Here is a 19,664-nt window from a genome sequence, read left to right as displayed (position 1 = left end):
TGAAGCAGGCAGCTAGCCGCATGCCCGGTGCGCAGCTCGGCGCCGGGAACGCCATAACAACAAGATGACCGCCCCCTGTGGCGGTGCCCCGAGGTGCGTGCCATGAAGACCTTCCGCCTGACCCTGAGCGCCCTGCTTGCGCTGAGCTGCGCCGCTGCCATCGCGGCGCCGACCAGTGACGAAGCCCTGGAGCGCATGCGCTCGATGAAGACCACCGGCCAGTCCCTGGACATGAAGACCATTGCCCAGGACGGCCCCACCGCCGATGCCATCCGCGAGAACCTCAAACGCATCAAGCTGCCCGAAGGGTTTCGCATTGACCTCTACGCCGTAGTGCCCGATGCCCGCCATATGGCAGTCGGGCCGTCCAGCGGAGTGGTCTTCGTCGGCACCCGCAAGACCGACCTGTGGGCGGTCACCGATCGCACCAAGAACCGCACCGCCGACGAGGTGAAGCGCTTCGCCCCGGCGATCTCCTTCACCCAGCCTGGCCCCTGTTTCAGCCCGGACGGCTTTCTCTTCGTCGCCGAGCACAACCGCGTGCTGGTGTTCCCGGCCGCCGAGTTCTTCTACGAGGGGCCGGACGTGGCGGCGGACATCGTGGTGCCGACCGGCGAGCTGATCCCCAAGGATGAAGAGAGCTACAACCACGGCGCGCGGGTCTGTGCCATCAGCCCGGACAACAAGCTCACCATCTCCCTCGGCCAGCCGCACAACGTGCCGCCCAAGGACAAGCTGGAGCTGTACGAGCGGCACGGCATCGGCGGCATCGTGCGCATGGAGCGCGACGGCAGCAAGCGCGAGGTCTACGCCACCGGCGTGCGCAACTCGGTGGGCATCACCTATCACCCGACGACGAAGGAGCTCTGGTTCACCGACAACCAGGTCGACGGTATGGGCGACGACACGCCGCCAGGCGAGATCAATCGTGCACCCAAGGCCGGAATGAAGTTCGGCATGCCCTGGTACGGCGGCGGCCAGGTGCGTACCAACGAGTACGCCGACGAAACGCCGCCGGAAGGCCTGACCCCGCCGGTGGTGGAAACCATTGCCCACGCCGCCGACATGGGCCTGACCTTCTACACCGGCAAGCAGTTTCCCGAGCAGTACCGCGGCGGGCTTTTCAGCGCCCAGCGCGGCAGCTGGAACCGCACCGTGCCGGCGGGTGCGCGGGTGATGTTCACGCCGTTTGCGGCCGATGGCAGCGGTCCGTCCGGCGAGACGGTGCCCTTCGCCGAAGGCTGGCTGGACGAGGAAACCGGCGAGTACTACGGCCGCATCGTCGATGTCGCGCAGCTCAAGGATGGCTCGTTGCTGGTCAGTGACGACACCGCCGGCGCCATCTATCGCATCTCCTACCAGGGCAAGTGAGCCGCCGCGCCGGCCCGTGCCTTGCCGCGGCCCGGCGTCCATCCGAGGAGTACCGCATGCCCATCGTTTCCGATTCGCGCCGGCGCCTGTGCTGCGCGCTGCCGCTGCTGTTGTGCCTGGCGCCGTCGCTGCAGGCCGCCGACCTTGCGGCGGACAAGGCCAAGGCGAAGATGTGCGCCGCCTGTCATGGCATCGACGGCCTCGCCAAGGTCGCCGACGCACCTAACCTGGCCGGCAACGGCGAGCTCTACCTGGCCCGCCAGCTGCAGGCGTTCCGCTCCGGCGAGCGCAAGCATCCGCAAATGAGCGTGATCGCTGCGGGGCTGGGCGATGACGACATCGCCGCGGTGACGCGCTGGTATTCCTCGATCAAGGTCAGTGTCGAGCTGCCGGAATGAAACACGGGGCCGCCTGAACGTTTGCCCCTCGGCATCGGCCTAACGTGCGACCAGTCCAGAGAGCACGCCCATGACCTTTTCCATCGTCGCCCGCTGCCCGCGCACCGGGCAGATCGGTGTCGCCGCCGCCACCGCCATGCCTGCCGTGGGCAAGCTGCTGACCCACGCGGCGGCACGTGTGGGCGCGGTGGCGACTCAGGCGCAGATCAATCCGTACCTGGGCATCGATGGCCTGCGCTTCCTGCGCGAGTTCAGTCCGGCCGGCGAAGTGCTCGAGCGGCTGCGGCGCACCGATCCGTGCATGGAGCTGCGCCAGTGCGCGGTCATCGACAGTAGCGGGCGCACCGCCTGCTGGACCGGCGAGCGCTGCCTGCCCTGGGCCGGCTCCATCGCCGGCGAGCAGTTCTGCGTGCAGGGCAACCGGCTCAAGGGGCGGGAGGTATTGGAGGCGGCTTGCGAAGCCTATGTCGGCAGCGTGCAGCTGCCGCTGGTGGAGCGCCTGATGGCCGCGCTGGCGGCTGGCGACGCCGAGGGTGGCGACCGCCATGGCGAATCCTCGGCGACGGTGTATGTGGTCGACCAGGAGCAATACCCGCTGTGGGATATCCGCGTCGACCATCATCGTGACCCCTTCGCCGAGCTGCGTCGGTTGCACGAGGTGTTCGCCCGCGAGGTGGTGCCGGAAATCCTCGCCATGCCGACCCGCGCCAATCCGGCCGGGGCGGCCGGCGAGGAGACCATCTGAGCCGGGGTTCGCAGGCTCAGTCGCGCAGCCAGTGCACGTCGACGTAATACGCTTCACCGTCGTAGAGGATCTTCAGTTCGCCGTCGTAGGCGGCTTCCAGCGCGTGGCCGATGCGCTGAGCCAGGTGCAGGCCGGTGGTGGTCACGCGCAATCCATCGGGTTCGTCGCTGATGGCCATCAGGCGCTCGAGCGGATGTTCGCCCTTTTCCTTTTCTTCGGTGTTACGGATCAGTCCGCTGAGTTCGTCGGTGTGCGCTTTGACGAACGCGCCGCGCAGGCTGATGGTGCCGGCCGGCACGTCTTCGGCGATGCGCTGGCAGGCAGGGCAGAGGGCTTCCTGGGCGTTGCTCGCATCGACCAGGCCGTGCCAGGTCCAGCGTCCGGCCTGGTAGGCGGCGCCGCATCGTGGGCAGAGGGTGTCGCTGCGCTGGTGCCACGCCTTGAGGTAGGGGTCGTGGTGTTCGGGTTGTAGAAGCTTGTCGCGCGTCTTGTCCATGGCAAAGGCCTCAATGATCGGGAGGGTGCCTTTGCAGCGTAGATCAGCCCACCGCGCTCTTCCGCCTGCGGGACGTGGCGGCCGCCGGTTGCGATGATCGGTCGCGCAAGGGCTCGCGCGACTCGCTCATAAGGGTTGCGGAACCACCCGCGGCGCCAGCTGCTCCAGGCGCAGCGCACCCTGGGCGCGGTTGCGCACGGCCATCCAGTCTTCCAGTGCCGGCAATGCCCTTGGCGGCGAGATCAGGTAGCCCTGGAACAGGTCGCAACCGGCCTGCAGCAGCGCCGACTGCTTCTCCATGTCATCCACGCCTTCGGCATTCACCCGCTTGCCCTGGGCATGGCAGAAGGCGACCAGGGCGCTGAGGCTGTGCTGCATGTCCGGCCGTGTCAGCCGCGTGATGATCGCCATGTCCAGCTTGATGGTGTCGGCCGGGTACTCCAGCAATTGCTGGATCGACGTGTAGCCGACGCCGAAATCGTCGATGGCGACGCGAAAGCCGGCCCGGCGAATGGCCTGCACCACGGCCATGGTGTCCTTGTTCAGCTCGGCCGCGTAGGTCTCGGTCAGCTCGATCTCGATCCTGCCCGGGGCCACCCCGTGATGGGCGGCGCGCTCGGCCAGATAGCGGCAGATGCGGTCGTCGGCCAGTTGCGCGGAGGACACGTTGATCGCCAGGATCACCTGCTCGCCGAACAGCCGCACCAGCTGCGGGTACTCGGCCAGTGCGTGGTCGATGACCCAGCTGTCGATCTTCGGGAACAGCCCGGCACGCTCGGCAATGGGGATGAACTCGGCGGGCGAGACCGTGCCCAGCACCGGCGAATGCCAGCGCAGCAGCACTTCGCAACTGACCACCGCACCGTCGCGGTTGAGCGCCGGCATGTAGACCAGCCGCAGCTGGTCGTCGCCGTCCAGTGCGCGCAGCTGATCCTCGATCAGGCGGATTCGCTCGTTGCGCTGTTCCAGCTCGTTGCTGAATGCCACCGCCATGCACTTGCCTTCGGCCTTGGCTTGGTACATGGCGGTGTCGGCGCGGGTGAGCAGCTGGGTGATGGAGTCGGCATCGTCCGGATAGCAGGCGGTGCCGATGCTGAGGCTGACCGGGTAGGTTCGCTCCTCCAGGCGGAATCCGCCGCGGCACAGGCCGAGCAGCGCGTCGCACAGTGCGTCGAGGCCGGGCTCGGCATCGCTCAGCAGGAGGATGGCGAATTCGTCGCCGGACAGCCGGGCGAACGCCGAATAGGTGTGCGGATGCTGCTGGCGATGCCGTTCCAGCAGCGTCTGGGCGCGCTGGGCGAACAGGCGCAGCAGGGCATCGCCGGCATCGTGGCCGTGGCGGTCGTTGACCTGCTTGAAGTTGTCCAGGTCGATGAACAGCAGCGACAGGCGCTTGTCCTCCTGCAGGCATTGTTCATACATGGCGTTGGCCAGCATGCCGAAGTGCGCGCGGTTGCTGATCTGCGTCAGGCTGTCGGTCCAGGAGATCTCCTGGATGCGCTGCAGCGCGGCGGTGCTGCGATCGTGCAGGGTCTTCATGTTGACCGTCAGACGGCCGATCTCGCCGCCGTCGCTGGGCTCGTCGAGGGCCGCGCGTTTGCACAGCAGCAGGTCGGTGAGCTGGTCGTCCAGCTGGCTGATGGGCGTGGTGATGTAGCGGCGGATCAGCCACAGCAGCAGTCCGATGGACAGCAGGCCGATCAGCGAACCGCCGGCGAGAAAGGCCAGCCCGAGCTTTTGCAGGCGCTCGGCGGTGTAGTCCGGCGCCGGCGTCAGGCGGGCGTGCAGTGAGCGCGACAGCGGAATCTCGGCGGACAGGCCTACGTCCACCGGCAACTGCTGGTCGGCGATCTCCACCGGCGCACCGTATTCGCTCTCCAGTGCCCGCTTGAGCTTGATGAATCGCTCGGGGCGTACCGCCAGCTGGATGGCGAAGGCCTCACCGCGCTGGCTCGGCAGCGGCCTACTGCCGCTGGCCGGCAGGACGAAGTCGGTGTTGACCAGCAGCGGAGCGCCATCGGCCTGTTCGAGGTAGATCGTCGCGCTGGAAGCCGATTGCCGGGCCTGCTGGACGATCCGTTGCTGCGTGGCATCCATCGAGCCGAACGGCGACAGGCTGCTCTCGAAGTAGTAGGCCGGCTGGCCATCGGGCTGCACGATGGCGAAGGAAACGAACGACAGTTCGGTGTTCGACAGCGAGCGAATGCTTTGCTGCAGGCGAAGCCCGAGGGTGTCGTTGCGAAAGGCGGTGTCCGACTCGCGCAGGAAGTGCAGCAACGCCTCGCTGTCGATGATCGAGTAGAGCACGCTGCGGTTGAACGCCTCGTAGTCCAGATAGGCCGACTTCAGCGCCGACAGCTGCTGCTCCAGACGCGCCTGCTCCAGGCCCAGCAGCGAGGCGCGCTGGGTCAGGTAGGCGGTGGTCGAGGCAACCAGCTGGATGATCAGAATGACCGGGAAGATCACCAGCAGCGCGCGTTTACCGAGCGTCATGGGCGTTGATCAGTGCGCTGATGATGCGCCGCCGGGTCTGCGTGCCTTCCAGCGGCCGCTCCTCGTAGACCTGGCTGCGGGCCAGGACCGCCTCTGGCGGGTAGATGGTCGCATCCGCGCGCACGTCCTCCGGCAGCAGCGCCCGGGCTGCGGCATTCGGCGTGGCGACGCCCAGGTCCTCGGCATTCAGGGCGGCGATCTCGGGTCGGTTGAGGAAGTCCAGGAAGCGGTAGGCCAGCGCCTGGTTCGGGCTGTTGCTCGGCACCGACAGGCAGTCGACCCAGAGCAGTGTGCCTTCTTCCGGCACCACGTAGCGCCAGGGCTCGCCGTGCACGCCCTCGACCGCGTTGAGCACCTGCTGGTCGCCACTGTAGGCCAGCGCCATGTCGGCGCGGTCGAGATGCCGCTGGCTGCGCAGCGCGGTGATCACGTACTCGTAGGTGAGCACTGCCTCGGATTGGTTGCGCAGCAGCTCGAACGCTGCCTTGAGCTGGTCGAGGTCAGAGGTGTTGATCGAGTGGCCGAGCAGGATCAACGGGCTGGCGAGGATGTCCTCGTGGTCTTCCATCATCACGATGTGCGGCTCGTCCGGCCGCGCCGGTTTGAGCAGGTCCGCCCAGGAGCGTGGCGCCTGCTCGATGCGGTCGCTGCGATAGGCGATGCCCAGCGTGCCCCACAGGTACGGCACGGCGTAACGGCCGCAGCTGTCGCGCCAGCGCCGGGCCACATGACGCAGCGCCGGCAGGCGGGCTTGCTCGATCGGCTCCAGCAGTTTGCGCGCGCCGAAGCGCGACGAGCTGATCAGCTCGGTGAGGGCGATGTCGATCTGGTGGTCGGGTTTGGCGAGGATTTCGTCACGCTTGTCGCCGCTGTCGAAGAAGATCTGCTGGATCTCGACCCCGGTCTCGGCCTGCCAGCGCTCGATCACCGCCTCGCTGAGGTATTCCTCCCAGGTCAGCAGCGTCAGGCTTTGTGCCGCGTGCAGCGAGGTGGAGGGAAACAGCAGGCTGACGGTCATCAGCACTGCGCTGCGTACGCACCAGGCGACCCGGGGTTTTTTGTTGTTCGGCATGGGCATCCTTCCGCTGGCAGAGGTCGAACCAGCCGGCGTCCCGGCATGGCTGCAGTACTGGCACTTTAATGGCGCCAGACATATGACGGCAATGCCTTTCGTCGACCGCCGCTTACGCCCCGATCGGCGGCGGTTCTGCGTTGTTTGTCGCAGCGGCCGACGGACCTCCCATTCTTGAGCCAGACTCCAATGCATTCGGCAGCGTAGCGAGGAACCGGCCATGACCCTGATGATCCCTTTCCCCGATCGAATACATGCAGGCGAGGCACTGGCCGAGCGGCTGGCGCAGGAAGGCGACTGGACCGATGCCCTGGTGCTGGCGCTGCCGCGCGGTGGTGTGCCGGTGGCGTTCGAGGTGGCGCAACGCCTGGGGCTGGAGCTGGACATTCTGGTGGTACGCAAGCTCGGCACGCCCGGCAATCGCGAGCTGGCCATGGGCGCCATTGCCAGCGGTGGTGTGCGGGTGATGAACGAGGACATCGTGCGCTACGTTCACGCCTCCAGGGCCGAGATCGACGGTACCATCGCTCAGGAAAGCCACGAGTTGCAGCGCCGCGAACAGGCTTATCGCGGTGACCGCCCGCGGCCGGTGGTCGCCGGGCGTGCGGTGATCCTGGTGGATGACGGACTGGCCACGGGCGCCACCATGCGCGCCGCGGTGAAGGCGGTGCGCCAGCTGGAGCCGTCGAGCATCACCGTGGCGGTGCCGGTGGCAGCTCCGGACAGCGTCGCGCAACTGGAGCCGCTGGCCGACCGCATCATCTGCCTGCACATGCCCCATGACCTCTATGCAATCGGCCGCTGGTACCAGAACTTCGATCAGACCCCGGACCGCCTGGTGGTCGATCTGCTGCAGCGCGCCTGGAGCCGGGGAGGGCAGCCGGCATGAGCCAGTCATCCGCGACCCCGATGCGCTTCACCCTCGGCAAGGCCCGCCTGCACGGCGACCTGTGCGTGCCGGCTGCGGCGCGTGGACTGGTGGTCTTCGTGCACGGCAGCGGCAGCAGCCGGCACAGCCCACGCAACCAGAGCGTGGCGCGCTGCTTCAACGAAATGGGCCTGGCCACCCTGCTGTTCGACCTGCTGACCAAGCACGAGCAACCCATCGACGAGATCACCCGCCAGCTGCGCTTCGACATCCCCTTGCTCAGCCAACGCCTGACGGGCGTGATCGATCAGCTGAGCAGCGATGCACAACTGCGCGAGCTGCGCATCGGCCTGTTCGGTGCCAGCACCGGTGCGGCCGCGGCGCTCACCACCGCGGCTTCGCGCCCAGCCGACATCGCGGCAGTCGTCTCGCGCGGGGGGCGCGTCGACCTGGCCGAGCCGTCACTGGCACGAGTCCACGCCGCTTCGCTGTTCATCGTCGGCAGCCGCGACCTGGAGGTGCTGGAGCTCAACCGTGCCGCCGCGGCACGGCTGCAGTGCGAGCACCAGCTGGTGGTGGTGCCCGGCGCGAGCCACCTGTTCGAGGAACACGGCACGCTGGAAGAGGTGGCGCGCCTGGCCGGCGACTGGTTCGTGCGGCACCTGGTATAGCCGCACGCCGGCCACCGCCCGATCAGCCGCGGCGTCGCAGCAACGAGAACACCGTCAGCGCGCCCAGCGCCAGGGCGGCGGTGGTCGCCACCGGGTGTTGCGAGGCGCGGGTATACAGGCTGTGCTGCAGCACCACCCCGGGGTAGGCGCCATGGGCATGCCCGGCGCCGCCCTGGCTGCTGTCGGCTTCGTGCAGTTGGCCGCGACGGTTGGCATCCGGACGGCCGCTGACGATTGTCGGGGCGATGAAGCGGCGGCGCAGCCAGTCCACCAGGCGCGGCGCGTTCTGTTCGAGGCGGCTGAGCAGCTTGCCGTTGCCGATGTAGACGTCGCGCTGTGGGTGTTCGGCCGCATGCAGGATGGCCTGGGCGACCACCTCCGGCGCGTACACCGGCGGTGGGAAGTTCGGTGCGCTCTCCAGCTCGTTCTTCGAGTGATCCATGAATGGCGTATCGGTCGCCACCGGCCGCACCAGCGTCACCGAGACCGGGGCGCGATCCTGTTCCATCTCCAGCCGCAGCACGTCGGTCAGCGCCTTCACCGCGTGCTTGCTGGCGCTGTAGCTGGCGTGGAAGGGCAGCGCCACCACCGACTCCAGGCTGCCTATGTTGATGATCGAGCCGCCACGTGGGCGCAGATGCGCCGCGGCGATGCTGGAGCCATAGAAGGTGCCCCAGAAGTTGGTCTGCATGACGCGCTGGTGATCCTCGTCGCTGACGTCGCCGAGGCGACCCCAGACCGATGATCCGGCGTTGTTGATCCAGGTGTCGAAGCCGCCGAAACGCTCGATCACCTGGTCGGCAGCATTTTGCAGCTGCTCGCGCTCACCGACATCGGCCATCACGTGCATGACCCGTTCGCCGGCGCCCAGCTGTTGTTCGATCTGCGCCAGTGCTTCCTCGTTGCGGGAGATCAGCGCCACGCGGGCGCCCTGCTCGACGGCCATGCGTGCGGTGGCCAGACCGATGCCGCTGGAGCCGCCGGTGATGACGATGACCTGTTGGTTCAGGGGTTTGAGATGCAGCTTCATGGAACCCTCCTCTCGCGCTTTGCAATGGATATGGCATGGCGTATGGAAAAGGGCGCGACGAGGCCGTTCAGTCGGTGTGACGGGCGGTCCGGGTCAGTCGGCCAGCCTGTGGGCGAAGGCCTCCAGCGATGCTTCGCCGACCACATCACCGGGCAAAAGCGGCAGCTCCAGCAGTGGTAGCTGGCCCAGCGCCTGGCGCAGGGTGGCGAGATGCTGGTCCTCCAGGGCGTGGCGTTCGGCGAGAAAGGCGCCGGCATCGGCCGGCGAGCGCTTGTTCACCACCAGCGCGCCGACCGGCGTGCCGGCGCGCTGCAGCAGCGCATGCAGTTCGATGGTTTCCAGCACCGGCAGCCGCTCGGCGGCGAGCACGATGACGAACGCGCACTGCTGCGCATCACCGAGCACCTCGCGCAGCCGGTTGAAGCGCTCGCGGCGACGGTCGAGGATCTGGCGAATACGACTGTCGCGATCCGGCGCAGCCTCGCCATCGCCCTGGCCGAGTATGGACTGGCCGAAGCCGCGATCGTCCTGGCCGAGGTTCTTCAACACCTGGCTGAAGCGCGAGCCGCGCTCCTGCCGGCGCAGCAGGCCTTCGGTCCAGGCGCTCATCATTTCCGGCAGCGCCATCAGCCGTGCCGTGTGCCCGGACGGGGCGGTATCGAACACCAGCAGGTCGTAGTCGGCCAGGCCCTGCTCCAGCGTCTCGGCGATGCGTTCGAGCAGCGCCGCCTCGTGCATTCCAGGGGCATCGCGCGACAGCGCCATGTGCTTGTCCACTTCGCCGGCCAGGTGCGCCGGCATCAGCTTGCGCAGGGCGGCGCCGACGTCCTCGAGGTGCTGCTGCACGGTGAGTTCCGGGTCCAGCTCCAGGCCGTCCAGCCCGGCCGCCAGGCGCACCTTCTGCGGGCCCACCGGGCGCTGCCAGAGGTGCCCGAGGTTGTGTGCCGGATCGGTGGAGACCAGCAGCACGCGGCGCCCGGCCCGCGCCTGGGCGAGGGCGGTAGCGGCGGCCACGGTGGTCTTGCCGACGCCGCCCTTGCCGCCAAAGAACAGCACGCGACGCTCGGCTGCCAGCTCTAGCAGCATGCGATATGGTCCAGTGGCGAGTGCTCCATTCCCATGCGCCGGTGCCAGTCGTGGAAGCGCTCGTACAGCGCCGGCATCAGCTCCAGGGTGTACCAGGCGGCCGGGTTCGGCACGCCCAGGGTTTCGCTGAACACCAGCAGCATGAACAGGTCGTCCTCGTCGCGCCGGGCCCGGGCGAAGGTTCGCCGATAGGGCGCGACGTAGAACTCGCGCAGCCCCGCGGAAACCTTGCCGAGGATGCTCAGCGGCTCGCTCACGGCTGCGCCTCGAAGGCGCGCTCGGCCGGGTCGCGGCCCTTGCGCATGGCGATGATCGCCTCGAGGGTGACCCACAGTGCGGCGATCAGGATGATCACGTCCATGCCCAGCAGCAGCCAGTTTTCGGCGCGGTAGAACTGGCCCATCTGCACCAGCAGGGCGTAGATCGACATGGCCAGCAGGAACACCAGTGGCACCAGGGTGTACACCGGCGAGCGGCCGAGCTTGATCAGGATGACGGTGATCACTGCCAGGGTCAGGCCGGCCAGCAGCTGGTTGGTGGTACCGAATAGCGGCCAGATGACCATGCCGCCGGTGCCATCGGAGCCGGCGCCGAAGGCCAGCGCCATGCACACGCCGACAGCGATCAGCGTGCCCACCAGGGTATTGACCTTCATTCCGGCCAGCTCGCCGGCTTCCTGGATGACGAAGCGCTGCAGGCGCAGGCCGGTGTCCATGGTGGTGCCGGCGAAGAGAATCGCCATCACTGCGAGAATGGTCCCGCCAAGCTCGGCAGGCAGGCCCAGACCGTTGGCCAGCAGCGTGCCGCCACCCTGCACGAAGGCGGTGACGCCGCCGCTGCCGAAGGCGGTATAGACCTGCTGCCAGTCGGTCAGGGTGGCGAAGCCGGCGGTGCAGCAGATGATCGCCGCCAGCGAGAGCATGCCTTCGCCCATGGCACCGAAGTAGCCGACGAAGCGGGCGTCGGTTTCCTTGTCCAGCTGCTTGGAGGTGGTGCCGGAGGCGACCAGGCCGTGGAAACCGGAGATCGCGCCGCAGGCGATGGTGACGAACAGCAGCGGCACGATGCTCGGGGTATCGGCCGGCAGCTCCTGGTTGAAGGCCGGCGCCACCAGCTCCGGCGCGCCGAACAGCACCGCCAGGTAGAGCAGGCCGAGGCCGACGAACAGTTGCAGGCCGTTGATGTAGTCGCGCGGCTGCAGCAGCACCCACACCGGCAGCAGCGAGGCGATGGCGGCGTAGACGAACAGCAGCAGGATCCACAGCGACTTGGCCGACAGGCCCATGACCTCGTCCGGCAGCACGATGGGGTACTGGTTGCCGATCAGGATCAGCGCGTAGAGCACGATCACCCCGCCCAGCGAAGGCCAGAGCAGCTTCATGTTGTAGCGGTAGATCATCTGCCCGATCACCAGCGCCACCAGGATCGCGCCCCACACCGGAATCACCGAAGTCGGCGTGGACACCAGCAGGTTGGAGATCACCGCGGCAAAGGCGCCGTTGACCATCAGCAGCACGAGGAAGATCACCACGAGGAACAGACTGCGCCCGCGCGAGCCGATCAGCCGACCACTGAGCATGCCCACCGACTGGCCGCGGCTGCGGGCGCTGGCCCAGAGCGCGCCGAAGTCATGCACGCCAGCGAAGAAGATGGTGCCGAAGACCACCCAGGCGAAGGCCGGACCCCAGCCCCAGATCACCGCGATGGCCGGGCCGACGATGGGCGCGGCGCCGGCCACCGAGGTGAAATGGTGGCCCCAGAGCACGAATTTGTTGGTCGGTACGTAGTCCACGCCGTCGCGCATGGTGTGCGCTGGCGTCCGGTAGTTGGGATCGAGCCGGTAGATTCGTTCGGCGATGAACTTGGAGTAGAAGACGTAGCCCAGCGCCATGGCGCCCAGGCCGACCAGCAACAACGCGATTGCACTCATCTGGGGATTCCTCAGCGTGCCGCTCGCCGGCGACAACGCAGTCCTGTTTGGCCCTCATGGGGTGATTGTTATGACCGGGCGTCCACGCCGCGGCCTCAGGGGACAGACCAGCGCTCGCCACGGACGTTCCGCCCGCACGCGAGCGGGCGCGAGGGCAAGCCCAGCGGCAATCTGCTGATACAAGGCTTTTCGCCGCCGCCTGTGGACAGCGGCGAACTCTTGGCCTCGACTTGTTACAAAGATCGGACTGCCATGGAGGATGTGATGACTCAGGCCACACTGCGTCGCGGAGCCACCGACGCGCTCTTCTGGTCACTGATCTATACCGCGCTGTGGGCACTGTTCGCCGCTGGCCAGGGCTGGCTGCTGGGCGTGCCGACGGTGGCGCTGGCGGTTGCCCTGAGCCTGTGGCTGGGCCTGCGCCCGCCGGCCATGCGCCTTGGCGCGTTGCCAGGGTTTCTCACGTTCTTCCTCAGGCACATGCTGCTCGGCGGCTGGGATGTGGCGCGCCGTGCCTTGCAGCCGCGCTGCCAGCTGCAGCCGGCATGGCACCCGTATCCGCTCACCAGCCGCTCGCCACGGGTACGTCTGCTGCTGTCGGCGCTGGTCGGGCTGCTGCCCGGCACGCTGTCCTCGCGCATCGAAGGCGATCATATGCAGGTCCATGTGCTCGACGAGCGCCTGGCCTGGCAACCCACGGTCGCCGAACTCGAACGGTGGCTCGAGCGGCTGCTGGGCGGCCTGGAGCGACGCTGATGGCCCTGTACGCGGCGTTGCTGCTGCTGACCCTGATCATCGGCCTGTGGCGCGTGCTGCGCGGACCGGGGCGGGTCGATCGGCTGCTGGTCGTGCAGCTTTTCGGTACTTCCGGTACCGCGCTGCTGCTGGTGTTGGCGCAGTGGCAGGGGGCCCCGGCGCTGCGCGATGCCGCGCTGGTGCTGGCGCTGCTGGCGGCGATGGTGAGCGCCGCGCTGGTCCAGCTGCTGCGCCGGAGCCGCCATGAATGAGCTGCTCGCCGCGCTCAGCTGGCTGCTGCTGGCCGGCGGCCTGCTGTTCTTCGCCGCGGGCAGCATCGGCCTGCTGCGCTTTCCCGACACCCTGAGCCGGCTGCACGCGCTGACCAAGGCTGACACCCTCGGTTTCGGCCTGGTGGTGGCCGGGCTCGCGCTGCGCGCCGGCAGCCTGCTGGAAGTCGCGCAAATGCTGCTGATCTGGCTGCTGGTGCTGGCCTCCGGCGCCACCGCCTGCCAGCTGCTGGCACGTCAGCGCGAAGATCAGGGCGCGGGCGGGGAGCGTGATGATGACTGACTGGCTTCTGGACGGTGTGCTCGGCCTGCTGCTGCTCGGCCTGGCCGGCGGCGCCCTGCACGTGCGCCAGCTGTATGCCGGCGTGCTGCTGTTCGTCTCGTTCGGCCTGGTGCTGGCGCTGGTATGGGCGCGCCTGGGCGCTGCCGACCTGGCCCTGGCCGAGGCCGCCATCGGTGCCGGCCTGACCGGTGTGCTGCTGTTTGCCGCGCTGGCCCGGCAGCCATTGGCAGGCAGCGAACCTCGCCTGTCCGGCCGGCGCCGCCTGGCTGCGGTGCTGGTACTGCTGCCGTTGCTGATCGTCCTGTTGCCGCAGCTCGCGCCGCTGGCCGAACAGACCTCGCGGGTGCCGATGCAGATCGATGCGGCCATGGCGCAGAGCGGCGTCGACCATCCGGTGACCGCCGTGCTGCTCAACTTCCGCGCCTGGGACACCCTGCTGGAGCTGGCGGTGCTGCTGCTGGCGCTGCTCGGTGCCCGCCAGCTCGGTCCGCTGCGCATGCAGCTGAGCGAGCCCTGGCCTCTGCTGCAGGCCTGGGGCCGCACCCTGGCACCGTTGCTGGTGCTGGCGGGCGGCTATGTGCTCTGGCGCGGCGCGGCGTCGCCGGGTGGCGCCTTCCAGGCCGGCGCCTTGCTCGCCTCCGGCATCGTCCTGCTGCGCCTGGCCGGCGCGCTGCCAGTGCTGCGCTGGAGCCAATGGCCGCTGCGGCTGCTGGTGCTGGTCGGCCTGTTGCTGTTCGTCGCGGTGGCGGCGGCCTGCGCCTGGTTCGGTACGGGCTGGTTGCAGTATCCATCCGGCTGGGCCAAGCCGCTGATTCTCGTCATCGAAGCCGCGGCAACGCTGTCCATCGCCGCCAGCCTCAGCCTGCTGGTGATCGGCGACGAAACGGAGACCGAGCGATGAACGCCACGCTGTTCTGGATCGCCATCGGTTTCGCTCTCTGGCTGCTCGGCCTGCATGGTCTGCTGACGCTGCGTCATGCCCTGCGGCGGATCATCGCGATCAACCTGATGGGCAGTGGTGTGTTCCTGGTGATGATTGCTCTGGCGGCGCGTCATGACCCGAGCGACCCGCTGCTGGTGGCGCTGGTGGTCACCGGGCTGGTGGTGGCGGTGAGTGCCACCGCGCTGGCGCTGCGGCTGAGCAGTGCGCTGGCCGCAGCGAAGGAGCACGAGCGATGAACGCCGCGCTGGCCAGCCTGCTGCTGCCCCTGGGCGGCGGCCTGTTGCTGATCCTGCTGCGCCCGGCCCACGGCGGGCGCTGGGTGATTGCGCTGAGCCTCGGCGCGCTGCTGGCGGCGATCATGGCGCTGCAGGTGGTGCTCGATCATGGTGAGCGCAACCTGCTTGTTGGTGGCTGGGAGGCGGGACTGGCAATCCGCTTTCGCCTGACACCGCTGGCCGCGCTGCTGCTGGTGTTTACCGCGGGGTTGCATTTGCTGGTGGCGCTGTATGCAGCGCGCATCGCCCATGCCGCTGGCAAGGAAGATTACTGGCCGCTGTCCTGCCTGCTGCATGCGGCGCTAGCGGCGCTGTGGCTGTCGGCCGACCTGTTCAACCTCTACGTGACCCTGGAACTGCTCAGTCTGGTGGCCGTGGCGCTGGTGTCGCTGGCCGGGCGCAAAGCCTTGAAGCCGGCGCTGAACTATCTGCTGCTGTCGCTGGCCGGCTCGCTGGCCTACCTGCTCGGTGTGGCGCTGCTCTACGGGCGCTACGGGCTGCTCGATCTGGCCCTGCTGGCGCGCCTGAGCGAGGCCGACGGCGCGACCCATCTGGCGCTGCTGCTGATGAGCGTGGGGCTGATGCTCAAGGCCGCGCTCTGGCCGTTGCACCTGTGGTTGCCGCCGGCCCACGCCGCGGCGCCGACAGCGGTCAGCGCGCTGCTTTCGGCGCTGGTGGTCAAGGGGCCGCTGTACATCCTCTGGCTGATCTGGAGCGAGATTGCCCCGGCTGAATTCGGCCGCGACGCCGGCCTGCTGTTCGGCACTGCCGGGGTGCTGGCGCTGGTTGCCGGTGGCTGGTCGGCGCTGCGCGCGCCGCGGCTGAAGACGCTGGTGGCCTATTCCACGGTTGCCCAGTTGGGCTATGCGCTGCTGGCCCTCGGCCTGCTGTTGCATCTGCCCGAGCCGCGGCTGCATGCGGCGCTGTGGCTGTTCGTGCTGGCCCATGGGCTGGCCAAGGTGTCGATGTTTCTCGCCGCCGGCGAGTTGCAGACCATTCTCGGCAGCAAGCGGGTCAAGGGCATGAAGGGCGCCAGTCAGAACGTGCCGATCGCCCTGGCCGCGTTCGCCGTGGCCGGCGGCAGCCTGGTGGGCCTGCCCCCCAGCGGCGGCTTTCTGGCCAAATGGTTGCTGCTGCAGCCGCTGTTCGAACAGCCGCAGCACTGGCCGTGGGCGCTGGGCGTGCTGTTCGGCACGCTGATGTCGGCCGCCTACGTATTCCGCGTGGTGGCCCATGGCTTCGATCGCGCGCGGCCCAATCCGCCGAGCATCCATCCCGATCGCCTGGCGCAGTGGCTGGCGCTGCTGCCGGCATTGCTGGTCTGGGGGTTGGCGCTGATCAGCGAGCCGCTGCTGCTCTGGCTCGGAGGGCTCGGACGATGAACTGGCACGGCCTGCTGCCGCTCGGCATCGTACTCAGCTCGCTACTGCCGGGCCTGGTGATCTTCGCCCTGCGCGAGGACCAGCAGCGCCTGCGGGTCACGCTCAACCTGCTCGGCGTGACGCTCAAGCTGCTGCTGGTGGGCGGCATGCTCTACGGCGTCAGCCAGGGCAGTGAGTATCGTTTCAGTGTGCCGCTGCTGCCAGGCGCACCGCTGGTGTTGCAGGCCGATGCGTTGTCACTGCTGTTCGTCGCGCTGTCCTCGCTGCTCTGGGCGGCCACCACCATCTACGCCATCGGCTACCTGGAAAACTCGCCGCTGCGCTCGCGCTTCTTCGGCTATTTCAGCCTGTGCGTCAGCGCCACCGTGGGCCTGGCGCTGGCGGGCAACCTGGTCAGCTTTCTGCTGTTCTACGAGCTGCTGACCCTGGCCACCTTCCCGCTGGTGGTGCACCGCGGCACGCCGGAGTCGCTGACCGCCGGGCGCGTCTACCTGGCCTATACGGTGGGCGGCGGCACGCTGGTGCTGATGGGTGTGGGGCTGCTGCACAGCCTGGCCGGCACGCCGGATTTCCAGGCCGCCGGCTATCTGCTGGAGCAGGTCGACGAGCACGAGGTGCCGCTGCGGGTGGCCTTCGTCCTGCTGATTCTCGGGCTTGGGGTGAAGGCCGCGCTGATCCCGCTGCATGGCTGGCTGCCGCAGGCGATGGTCGCGCCGGCGCCGGTCAGCGCGCTGCTGCATGCGGTAGCGGTGGTGAAGGCGGGGGCGTTCGGTATCGTGCGGGTGGTCTATGACGTCTTTGGTGCCGAAGCGCTGACCCGGCTGGATCTCACCAGACCGCTGCTCTGGCTGGCCGCGGCCACCATCCTCTATGGCTCGCTGCGCGCCTTGCAGCAGCAGGAGCTGAAGAAGCGCCTGGCCTACTCGACCATCAGCCAGGTGTCCTACGTGACGCTGGGCGTCGCGCTGCTCGGACCGATCGCCGCGGTGGGCGGCCTGGTGCATCTGGTGCATCAGGGGTTGATGAAGGTGACGCTGTTCTATTGTGCGGGCAACTTCGCCGAAACACTGGGGATTCACCGTATCCGCGAGATGGATGGCGTTGGCCGGCGCATGCCCTGGACCATGGCGGCGTTCTCCATCGGTGCGCTGGGCATGATCGGCATTCCGCCAATCGCCGGCTTCATCAGCAAGTGGACGCTGGGCCTCGGCGCGCTGGAGGTCGGGCAGGACTGGGTGCTGCTGGTGCTGCTCGGCTCCGCGCTGCTCAACGCCGCCTACTTCCTGCCGCTGCTGTGGCGCGGCTGGTTCGCCGAGCCGGCCGACTGGCACGAGGACCGTTGGGCCGGCGAGCGCTTCGAGACTCACTGGATGCTGCTGCTACCGCCCCTGCTCACCGCGCTGCTGTCGCTGCTGGTCGGGTTGCTGGCAGCCACGGCGCTCAGCCCGCTGGGCTGGAGCCAGTTGATCGTCGAGCGGGAGTTCGCCATATGAGCGCCTGGCTCTGGCTGCTGGTGCCCTTCGCTCCGCTGCTGGGTGCGGCGCTGCTGCCATGGCTGCGCGAACGCGCCCTGCCATGGCTGTGGCTGAGCGGCCTGCCGGCGCTGCTGGCCGCGCTGCAACCGCCGGTGGCGCTGGAGCTGCCCTGGCTGTGGGAGGGGGTGCGCTGGGGCGCGGACGATGTCCTGACGCGCGCCTGGCTGGGTTTTTCCGCCGTGCTCTGGACCTGCGCGGCGATCTTCGCCAGCAGCAGCCTGGGCAACGGGGCGGGGCGATTGCGCTTCTGGATGTTCTGGCAGCTGGCCGTGGCCGGCAATCTGCTGCTGATCATCGCCACCGATGCGCTGAGTTTCTACCTCGGCTTCAGTGCCATGAGCCTGTCCGCCTACGGGCTGATCGTCCACCGTGGCGGCCCGGGACCGCGGCGCGCCGGCCGGCTGTATCTGCAGCTGGCGATCTGTGGTGAGATGCTGCTGCTCGCCGGTCTGCTGTTGCGCACCCATTCCACCGACCAGGCCTTCGACTTCGCCAGCTGGCAGGCGCAACCGATCGATCATCTGACCCTGGCCCTGCTGCTGCTCGGCCTCGGCCTGAAGGCCGGCTTCTGGCCGCTGCACGTCTGGCTGCCGCTGGCCCACCCCGAGGCGCCGGCGCCGGCCAGCGCAGTGCTCTCCGGGGCGATGCTCAAGGCCGGCATCCTCGGCATCTGGCGCTGCGTGCCGGAGACCGACCCGACGCTGACCGCCTGGAGCATGCCGTTGCTCCTGATCGGCCTGTTCGGTGCGCTCTATGCCGCGGCGCTGGGACTCTGTGCCGGCAAGTCCAAGGCCGTGCTGGCCTGGTCGTCGGTGAGCCAGATGGGCTGGCTGCTGATGGTCCTGGCGCTGGCCTGGAGCCTTGAGGCGCCGTCCCCCGCGCTGCTCACGCTGCTGGTGCTGTTCGGCGTACATCACGGGTTGGCCAAGGGTGCGCTGTTCCTGGCCGCCGGGATGGTGCACGAGGGGCGCCTGCCACGCCCGGGCTGGCTGCTGCTGGTCCTGCCGGCGCTGGCGATCATGGGGGCGCCGCTGACCAGCGGGGCGGCGGTGAAATACCTGTTCAAGGACGCCCTGCACGACAGCCATTTCGCCGCCTGGGCGCCCTGGCTGACGCTGGCCAGCTTCGCCACCGCGCTGTTGCTGTTGCGCGCGCTCTGGCTGATGTGGCGCGACCAGCAACATGCCAGCGCACCACCGGCGGCCGGGCAATGGCTGCCCTGGGCGCTGCTCAGCCTGGCGTCGGTGGCGCTGCCTTGGCTGTGGTCGGCCCTGCGCGAGCCGTTGCTGGCGGGGTTGTATCCGGCCGGCCTGTGGGCAGCGCTGTGGCCATTGCTGCTGGCCGTCGTGCTGGCGGGGCTGGCCCGGCAGCGCCACTGGCGTGTGCCGGCGCGCCTGGCCCGGCTGCCGAATCCGGCACTGTCGGCTTCGCTGGCGCTGACCCGGCTGCTGCGGCAGCCGCCTTTGCCCGAGCCGTCGGTTCGCCTCGATGGGAGCCGCTGGCGACAGCGTGAACGGCGCTGGAATCGCCGCTGGGAAGGCGGCGCGCTGACCCTCAGCGCCTGGCTGCTGGTGCTGTTGCTCTGGCTGGGCTGGTGGTGGTGATCAGGGCAACGCCTTGTCGGCGTAGGGGCGGGTATCCAGGCCCAGCTGGGCGCGGAAGCTTTCCATGTCGAACATGGTGCAGATCTCCTGCACCTGCTGCGTCGGGGTGATTGTCCAGAACGCCATGGCGGAGATGCTCAGCACCTTGTCGCTGGGCGGGTAGCCGAACGCCGCATGCTCGATGGTGCCGATCAGCGTGCTCCAGGTGACCACCCGGTTGCCTTCGGCGATGCATTCTTCGACCACCACTTCCAGCTCCGGCATGGCGTGACGGATCTGCCGGACCATGTCGAGAAACTCGGCACTGACCAGCGGCCGGCCGATAAAGGAGCTCTTGTAGAGAAAATCCTTGCTGTGGAGATGCTCGGCGAGCGCCAGGTGCCCGCGGTTCCAGGTCAGGTCGATGTGCTGACGGACGAGTTTCTTGCGGTCATCCAGTGACATGCGCGTTCCATGA

The 19,664-nt window shown here is 68.4% G+C and carries 21 protein-coding genes; 13 read left to right on the top strand and 8 right to left on the bottom strand.

What is annotated here, in order from left to right; translation table 11 throughout:
* Nucleotides 1-102: 102 nt before the first annotated feature.
* The 3 genes from ACVRRC_RS01405 to ACVRRC_RS01395 all read left to right on the top strand — a co-directional run bounded on the left by ACVRRC_RS01405 (nt 103) and on the right by ACVRRC_RS01395 (nt 2,514).
* Nucleotides 103-1,371 (top strand): PQQ-dependent sugar dehydrogenase, encoded by a 1,269-nt coding sequence (locus tag ACVRRC_RS01405; RefSeq protein WP_017244091.1) that lies wholly within the window; start codon nt 103-105, stop codon nt 1,369-1,371.
* A 56-nt stretch (nt 1,372-1,427) separates the two neighbouring features.
* The gene (locus ACVRRC_RS01400; protein WP_011911605.1) at nt 1,428-1,769 is read left to right on the top strand and encodes a c-type cytochrome; all 342 of its coding nucleotides are present in this window, start codon (nt 1,428-1,430) and stop codon (nt 1,767-1,769) included.
* 70 nt (nt 1,770-1,839) lie between these two features.
* The gene (locus ACVRRC_RS01395) at nt 1,840-2,514 is read left to right on the top strand and encodes a DUF1028 domain-containing protein (protein ID WP_013981510.1); all 675 of its coding nucleotides are present in this window, start codon (nt 1,840-1,842) and stop codon (nt 2,512-2,514) included.
* Between the two features lie 16 nt (nt 2,515-2,530).
* On the opposite strand, the gene ACVRRC_RS01390 is transcribed toward ACVRRC_RS01395, so the two are convergent.
* The 3 genes from ACVRRC_RS01390 to ACVRRC_RS01380 form a co-directional block, all read right to left on the bottom strand.
* Nucleotides 2,531-3,010 carry a BCAM0308 family protein gene (locus ACVRRC_RS01390; RefSeq protein WP_011911607.1) on the bottom strand — a complete coding sequence of 160 codons (480 nt, stop codon included), beginning with the start codon at nt 3,008-3,010 and terminating at the stop codon, nt 2,531-2,533.
* Nucleotides 3,011-3,136: 126 nt separating this feature from the next.
* Nucleotides 3,137-5,503, bottom strand: a complete 2,367-nt coding sequence (locus ACVRRC_RS01385; protein ID WP_045157948.1) for a putative bifunctional diguanylate cyclase/phosphodiesterase — start codon at nt 5,501-5,503, stop codon at nt 3,137-3,139.
* Complete coding sequence (locus tag ACVRRC_RS01380; protein ID WP_408103127.1) at nt 5,490-6,575, bottom strand: PotD/PotF family extracellular solute-binding protein; 1,086 nt, start codon at nt 6,573-6,575, stop codon at nt 5,490-5,492. The genes ACVRRC_RS01385 and ACVRRC_RS01380 overlap by 14 nt, the downstream gene beginning before the upstream one ends.
* A gap of 220 nt (nt 6,576-6,795) precedes the next feature.
* Here ACVRRC_RS01380 and ACVRRC_RS01375 point away from each other — a divergent pair, with 220 nt between their 5' ends.
* Both ACVRRC_RS01375 and ACVRRC_RS01370 read left to right on the top strand, forming a co-directional pair.
* Complete coding sequence (locus ACVRRC_RS01375) at nt 6,796-7,464, top strand: phosphoribosyltransferase (protein WP_013981514.1); 669 nt, start codon at nt 6,796-6,798, stop codon at nt 7,462-7,464.
* Entirely contained in the window at nt 7,461-8,114 is a 654-nt protein-coding gene (locus ACVRRC_RS01370) for a dienelactone hydrolase family protein (RefSeq protein ID WP_013981515.1), read from the top strand. Before ACVRRC_RS01375 ends, ACVRRC_RS01370 begins: the two co-directional genes overlap by 4 nt.
* Nucleotides 8,115-8,136: 22 nt before the next feature.
* Here ACVRRC_RS01370 and ACVRRC_RS01365 read toward each other — a convergent pair whose 3' ends face one another.
* The 4 genes from ACVRRC_RS01365 to ACVRRC_RS01350 all read right to left on the bottom strand — a co-directional run bounded on the left by ACVRRC_RS01365 (nt 8,137) and on the right by ACVRRC_RS01350 (nt 12,160).
* Nucleotides 8,137-9,144, bottom strand: a complete 1,008-nt coding sequence (locus ACVRRC_RS01365; RefSeq protein ID WP_472996536.1) for an SDR family oxidoreductase — start codon at nt 9,142-9,144, stop codon at nt 8,137-8,139.
* Between the two features lie 93 nt (nt 9,145-9,237).
* Nucleotides 9,238-10,230 (bottom strand): ArsA family ATPase, encoded by a 993-nt coding sequence (locus tag ACVRRC_RS01360; protein ID WP_472996534.1) that lies wholly within the window; start codon nt 10,228-10,230, stop codon nt 9,238-9,240.
* Nucleotides 10,221-10,487: a cory-CC-star protein gene (locus ACVRRC_RS01355; RefSeq protein ID WP_013981518.1), complete on the bottom strand. Its 267-nt coding sequence runs from the start codon at nt 10,485-10,487 to the stop codon at nt 10,221-10,223. Before ACVRRC_RS01355 ends, ACVRRC_RS01360 begins: the two co-directional genes overlap by 10 nt.
* On the bottom strand, nt 10,484-12,160 hold the full coding sequence (locus ACVRRC_RS01350) for a carbon starvation CstA family protein (RefSeq protein ID WP_011911615.1): 1,677 nt from the start codon (nt 12,158-12,160) through the stop codon (nt 10,484-10,486). The genes ACVRRC_RS01355 and ACVRRC_RS01350 overlap by 4 nt, the downstream gene beginning before the upstream one ends.
* Nucleotides 12,161-12,424: 264 nt before the next feature.
* Between ACVRRC_RS01350 and ACVRRC_RS01345 the strand changes: the two genes are divergently transcribed.
* The 8 genes from ACVRRC_RS01345 to ACVRRC_RS01310 are packed head-to-tail and all read left to right on the top strand — an operon-like array spanning nt 12,425 to nt 19,207.
* Complete coding sequence (locus tag ACVRRC_RS01345) at nt 12,425-12,916, top strand: Na+/H+ antiporter subunit E (RefSeq protein ID WP_419185040.1); 492 nt, start codon at nt 12,425-12,427, stop codon at nt 12,914-12,916.
* Nucleotides 12,916-13,167, top strand: a complete 252-nt coding sequence (locus tag ACVRRC_RS01340; protein WP_013981521.1) for an MrpF/PhaF family protein — start codon at nt 12,916-12,918, stop codon at nt 13,165-13,167. Before ACVRRC_RS01345 ends, ACVRRC_RS01340 begins: the two co-directional genes overlap by 1 nt.
* A complete protein-coding gene (locus ACVRRC_RS01335; protein ID WP_061373824.1) occupies nt 13,160-13,468 on the top strand; it encodes a cation:proton antiporter in 309 nt (102 codons plus the stop codon). Before ACVRRC_RS01340 ends, ACVRRC_RS01335 begins: the two co-directional genes overlap by 8 nt.
* Complete coding sequence (locus ACVRRC_RS01330; protein ID WP_061373825.1) at nt 13,461-14,369, top strand: MnhB domain-containing protein; 909 nt, start codon at nt 13,461-13,463, stop codon at nt 14,367-14,369. Before ACVRRC_RS01335 ends, ACVRRC_RS01330 begins: the two co-directional genes overlap by 8 nt.
* Nucleotides 14,366-14,647, top strand: a complete 282-nt coding sequence (locus tag ACVRRC_RS01325) for an NADH-quinone oxidoreductase subunit K (protein ID WP_013981524.1) — start codon at nt 14,366-14,368, stop codon at nt 14,645-14,647. The genes ACVRRC_RS01330 and ACVRRC_RS01325 overlap by 4 nt, the downstream gene beginning before the upstream one ends.
* Nucleotides 14,644-16,068: a complex I subunit 5 family protein gene (locus ACVRRC_RS01320; RefSeq protein ID WP_472996531.1), complete on the top strand. Its 1,425-nt coding sequence runs from the start codon at nt 14,644-14,646 to the stop codon at nt 16,066-16,068. The genes ACVRRC_RS01325 and ACVRRC_RS01320 overlap by 4 nt, the downstream gene beginning before the upstream one ends.
* Entirely contained in the window at nt 16,065-17,561 is a 1,497-nt protein-coding gene (locus ACVRRC_RS01315) for a complex I subunit 5 family protein (protein ID WP_192475584.1), read from the top strand. Before ACVRRC_RS01320 ends, ACVRRC_RS01315 begins: the two co-directional genes overlap by 4 nt.
* Nucleotides 17,558-19,207, top strand: a complete 1,650-nt coding sequence (locus ACVRRC_RS01310; RefSeq protein WP_472996529.1) for a complex I subunit 5 family protein — start codon at nt 17,558-17,560, stop codon at nt 19,205-19,207. Before ACVRRC_RS01315 ends, ACVRRC_RS01310 begins: the two co-directional genes overlap by 4 nt.
* Here ACVRRC_RS01310 and ACVRRC_RS01305 read toward each other — a convergent pair whose 3' ends face one another.
* The gene (locus ACVRRC_RS01305; protein ID WP_013981526.1) at nt 19,208-19,651 is read right to left on the bottom strand and encodes a ketosteroid isomerase-related protein; all 444 of its coding nucleotides are present in this window, start codon (nt 19,649-19,651) and stop codon (nt 19,208-19,210) included. It abuts the gene before it with no gap.
* Between the last annotated feature and the right edge of the window lie 13 nt (nt 19,652-19,664).

The organism is Stutzerimonas sp. LR2 (assembly GCF_055755175.1).
The sequence above is the reverse complement of the archived record's forward strand: the minus strand, read 5'-3'. Positions and strand labels throughout refer to the sequence as shown.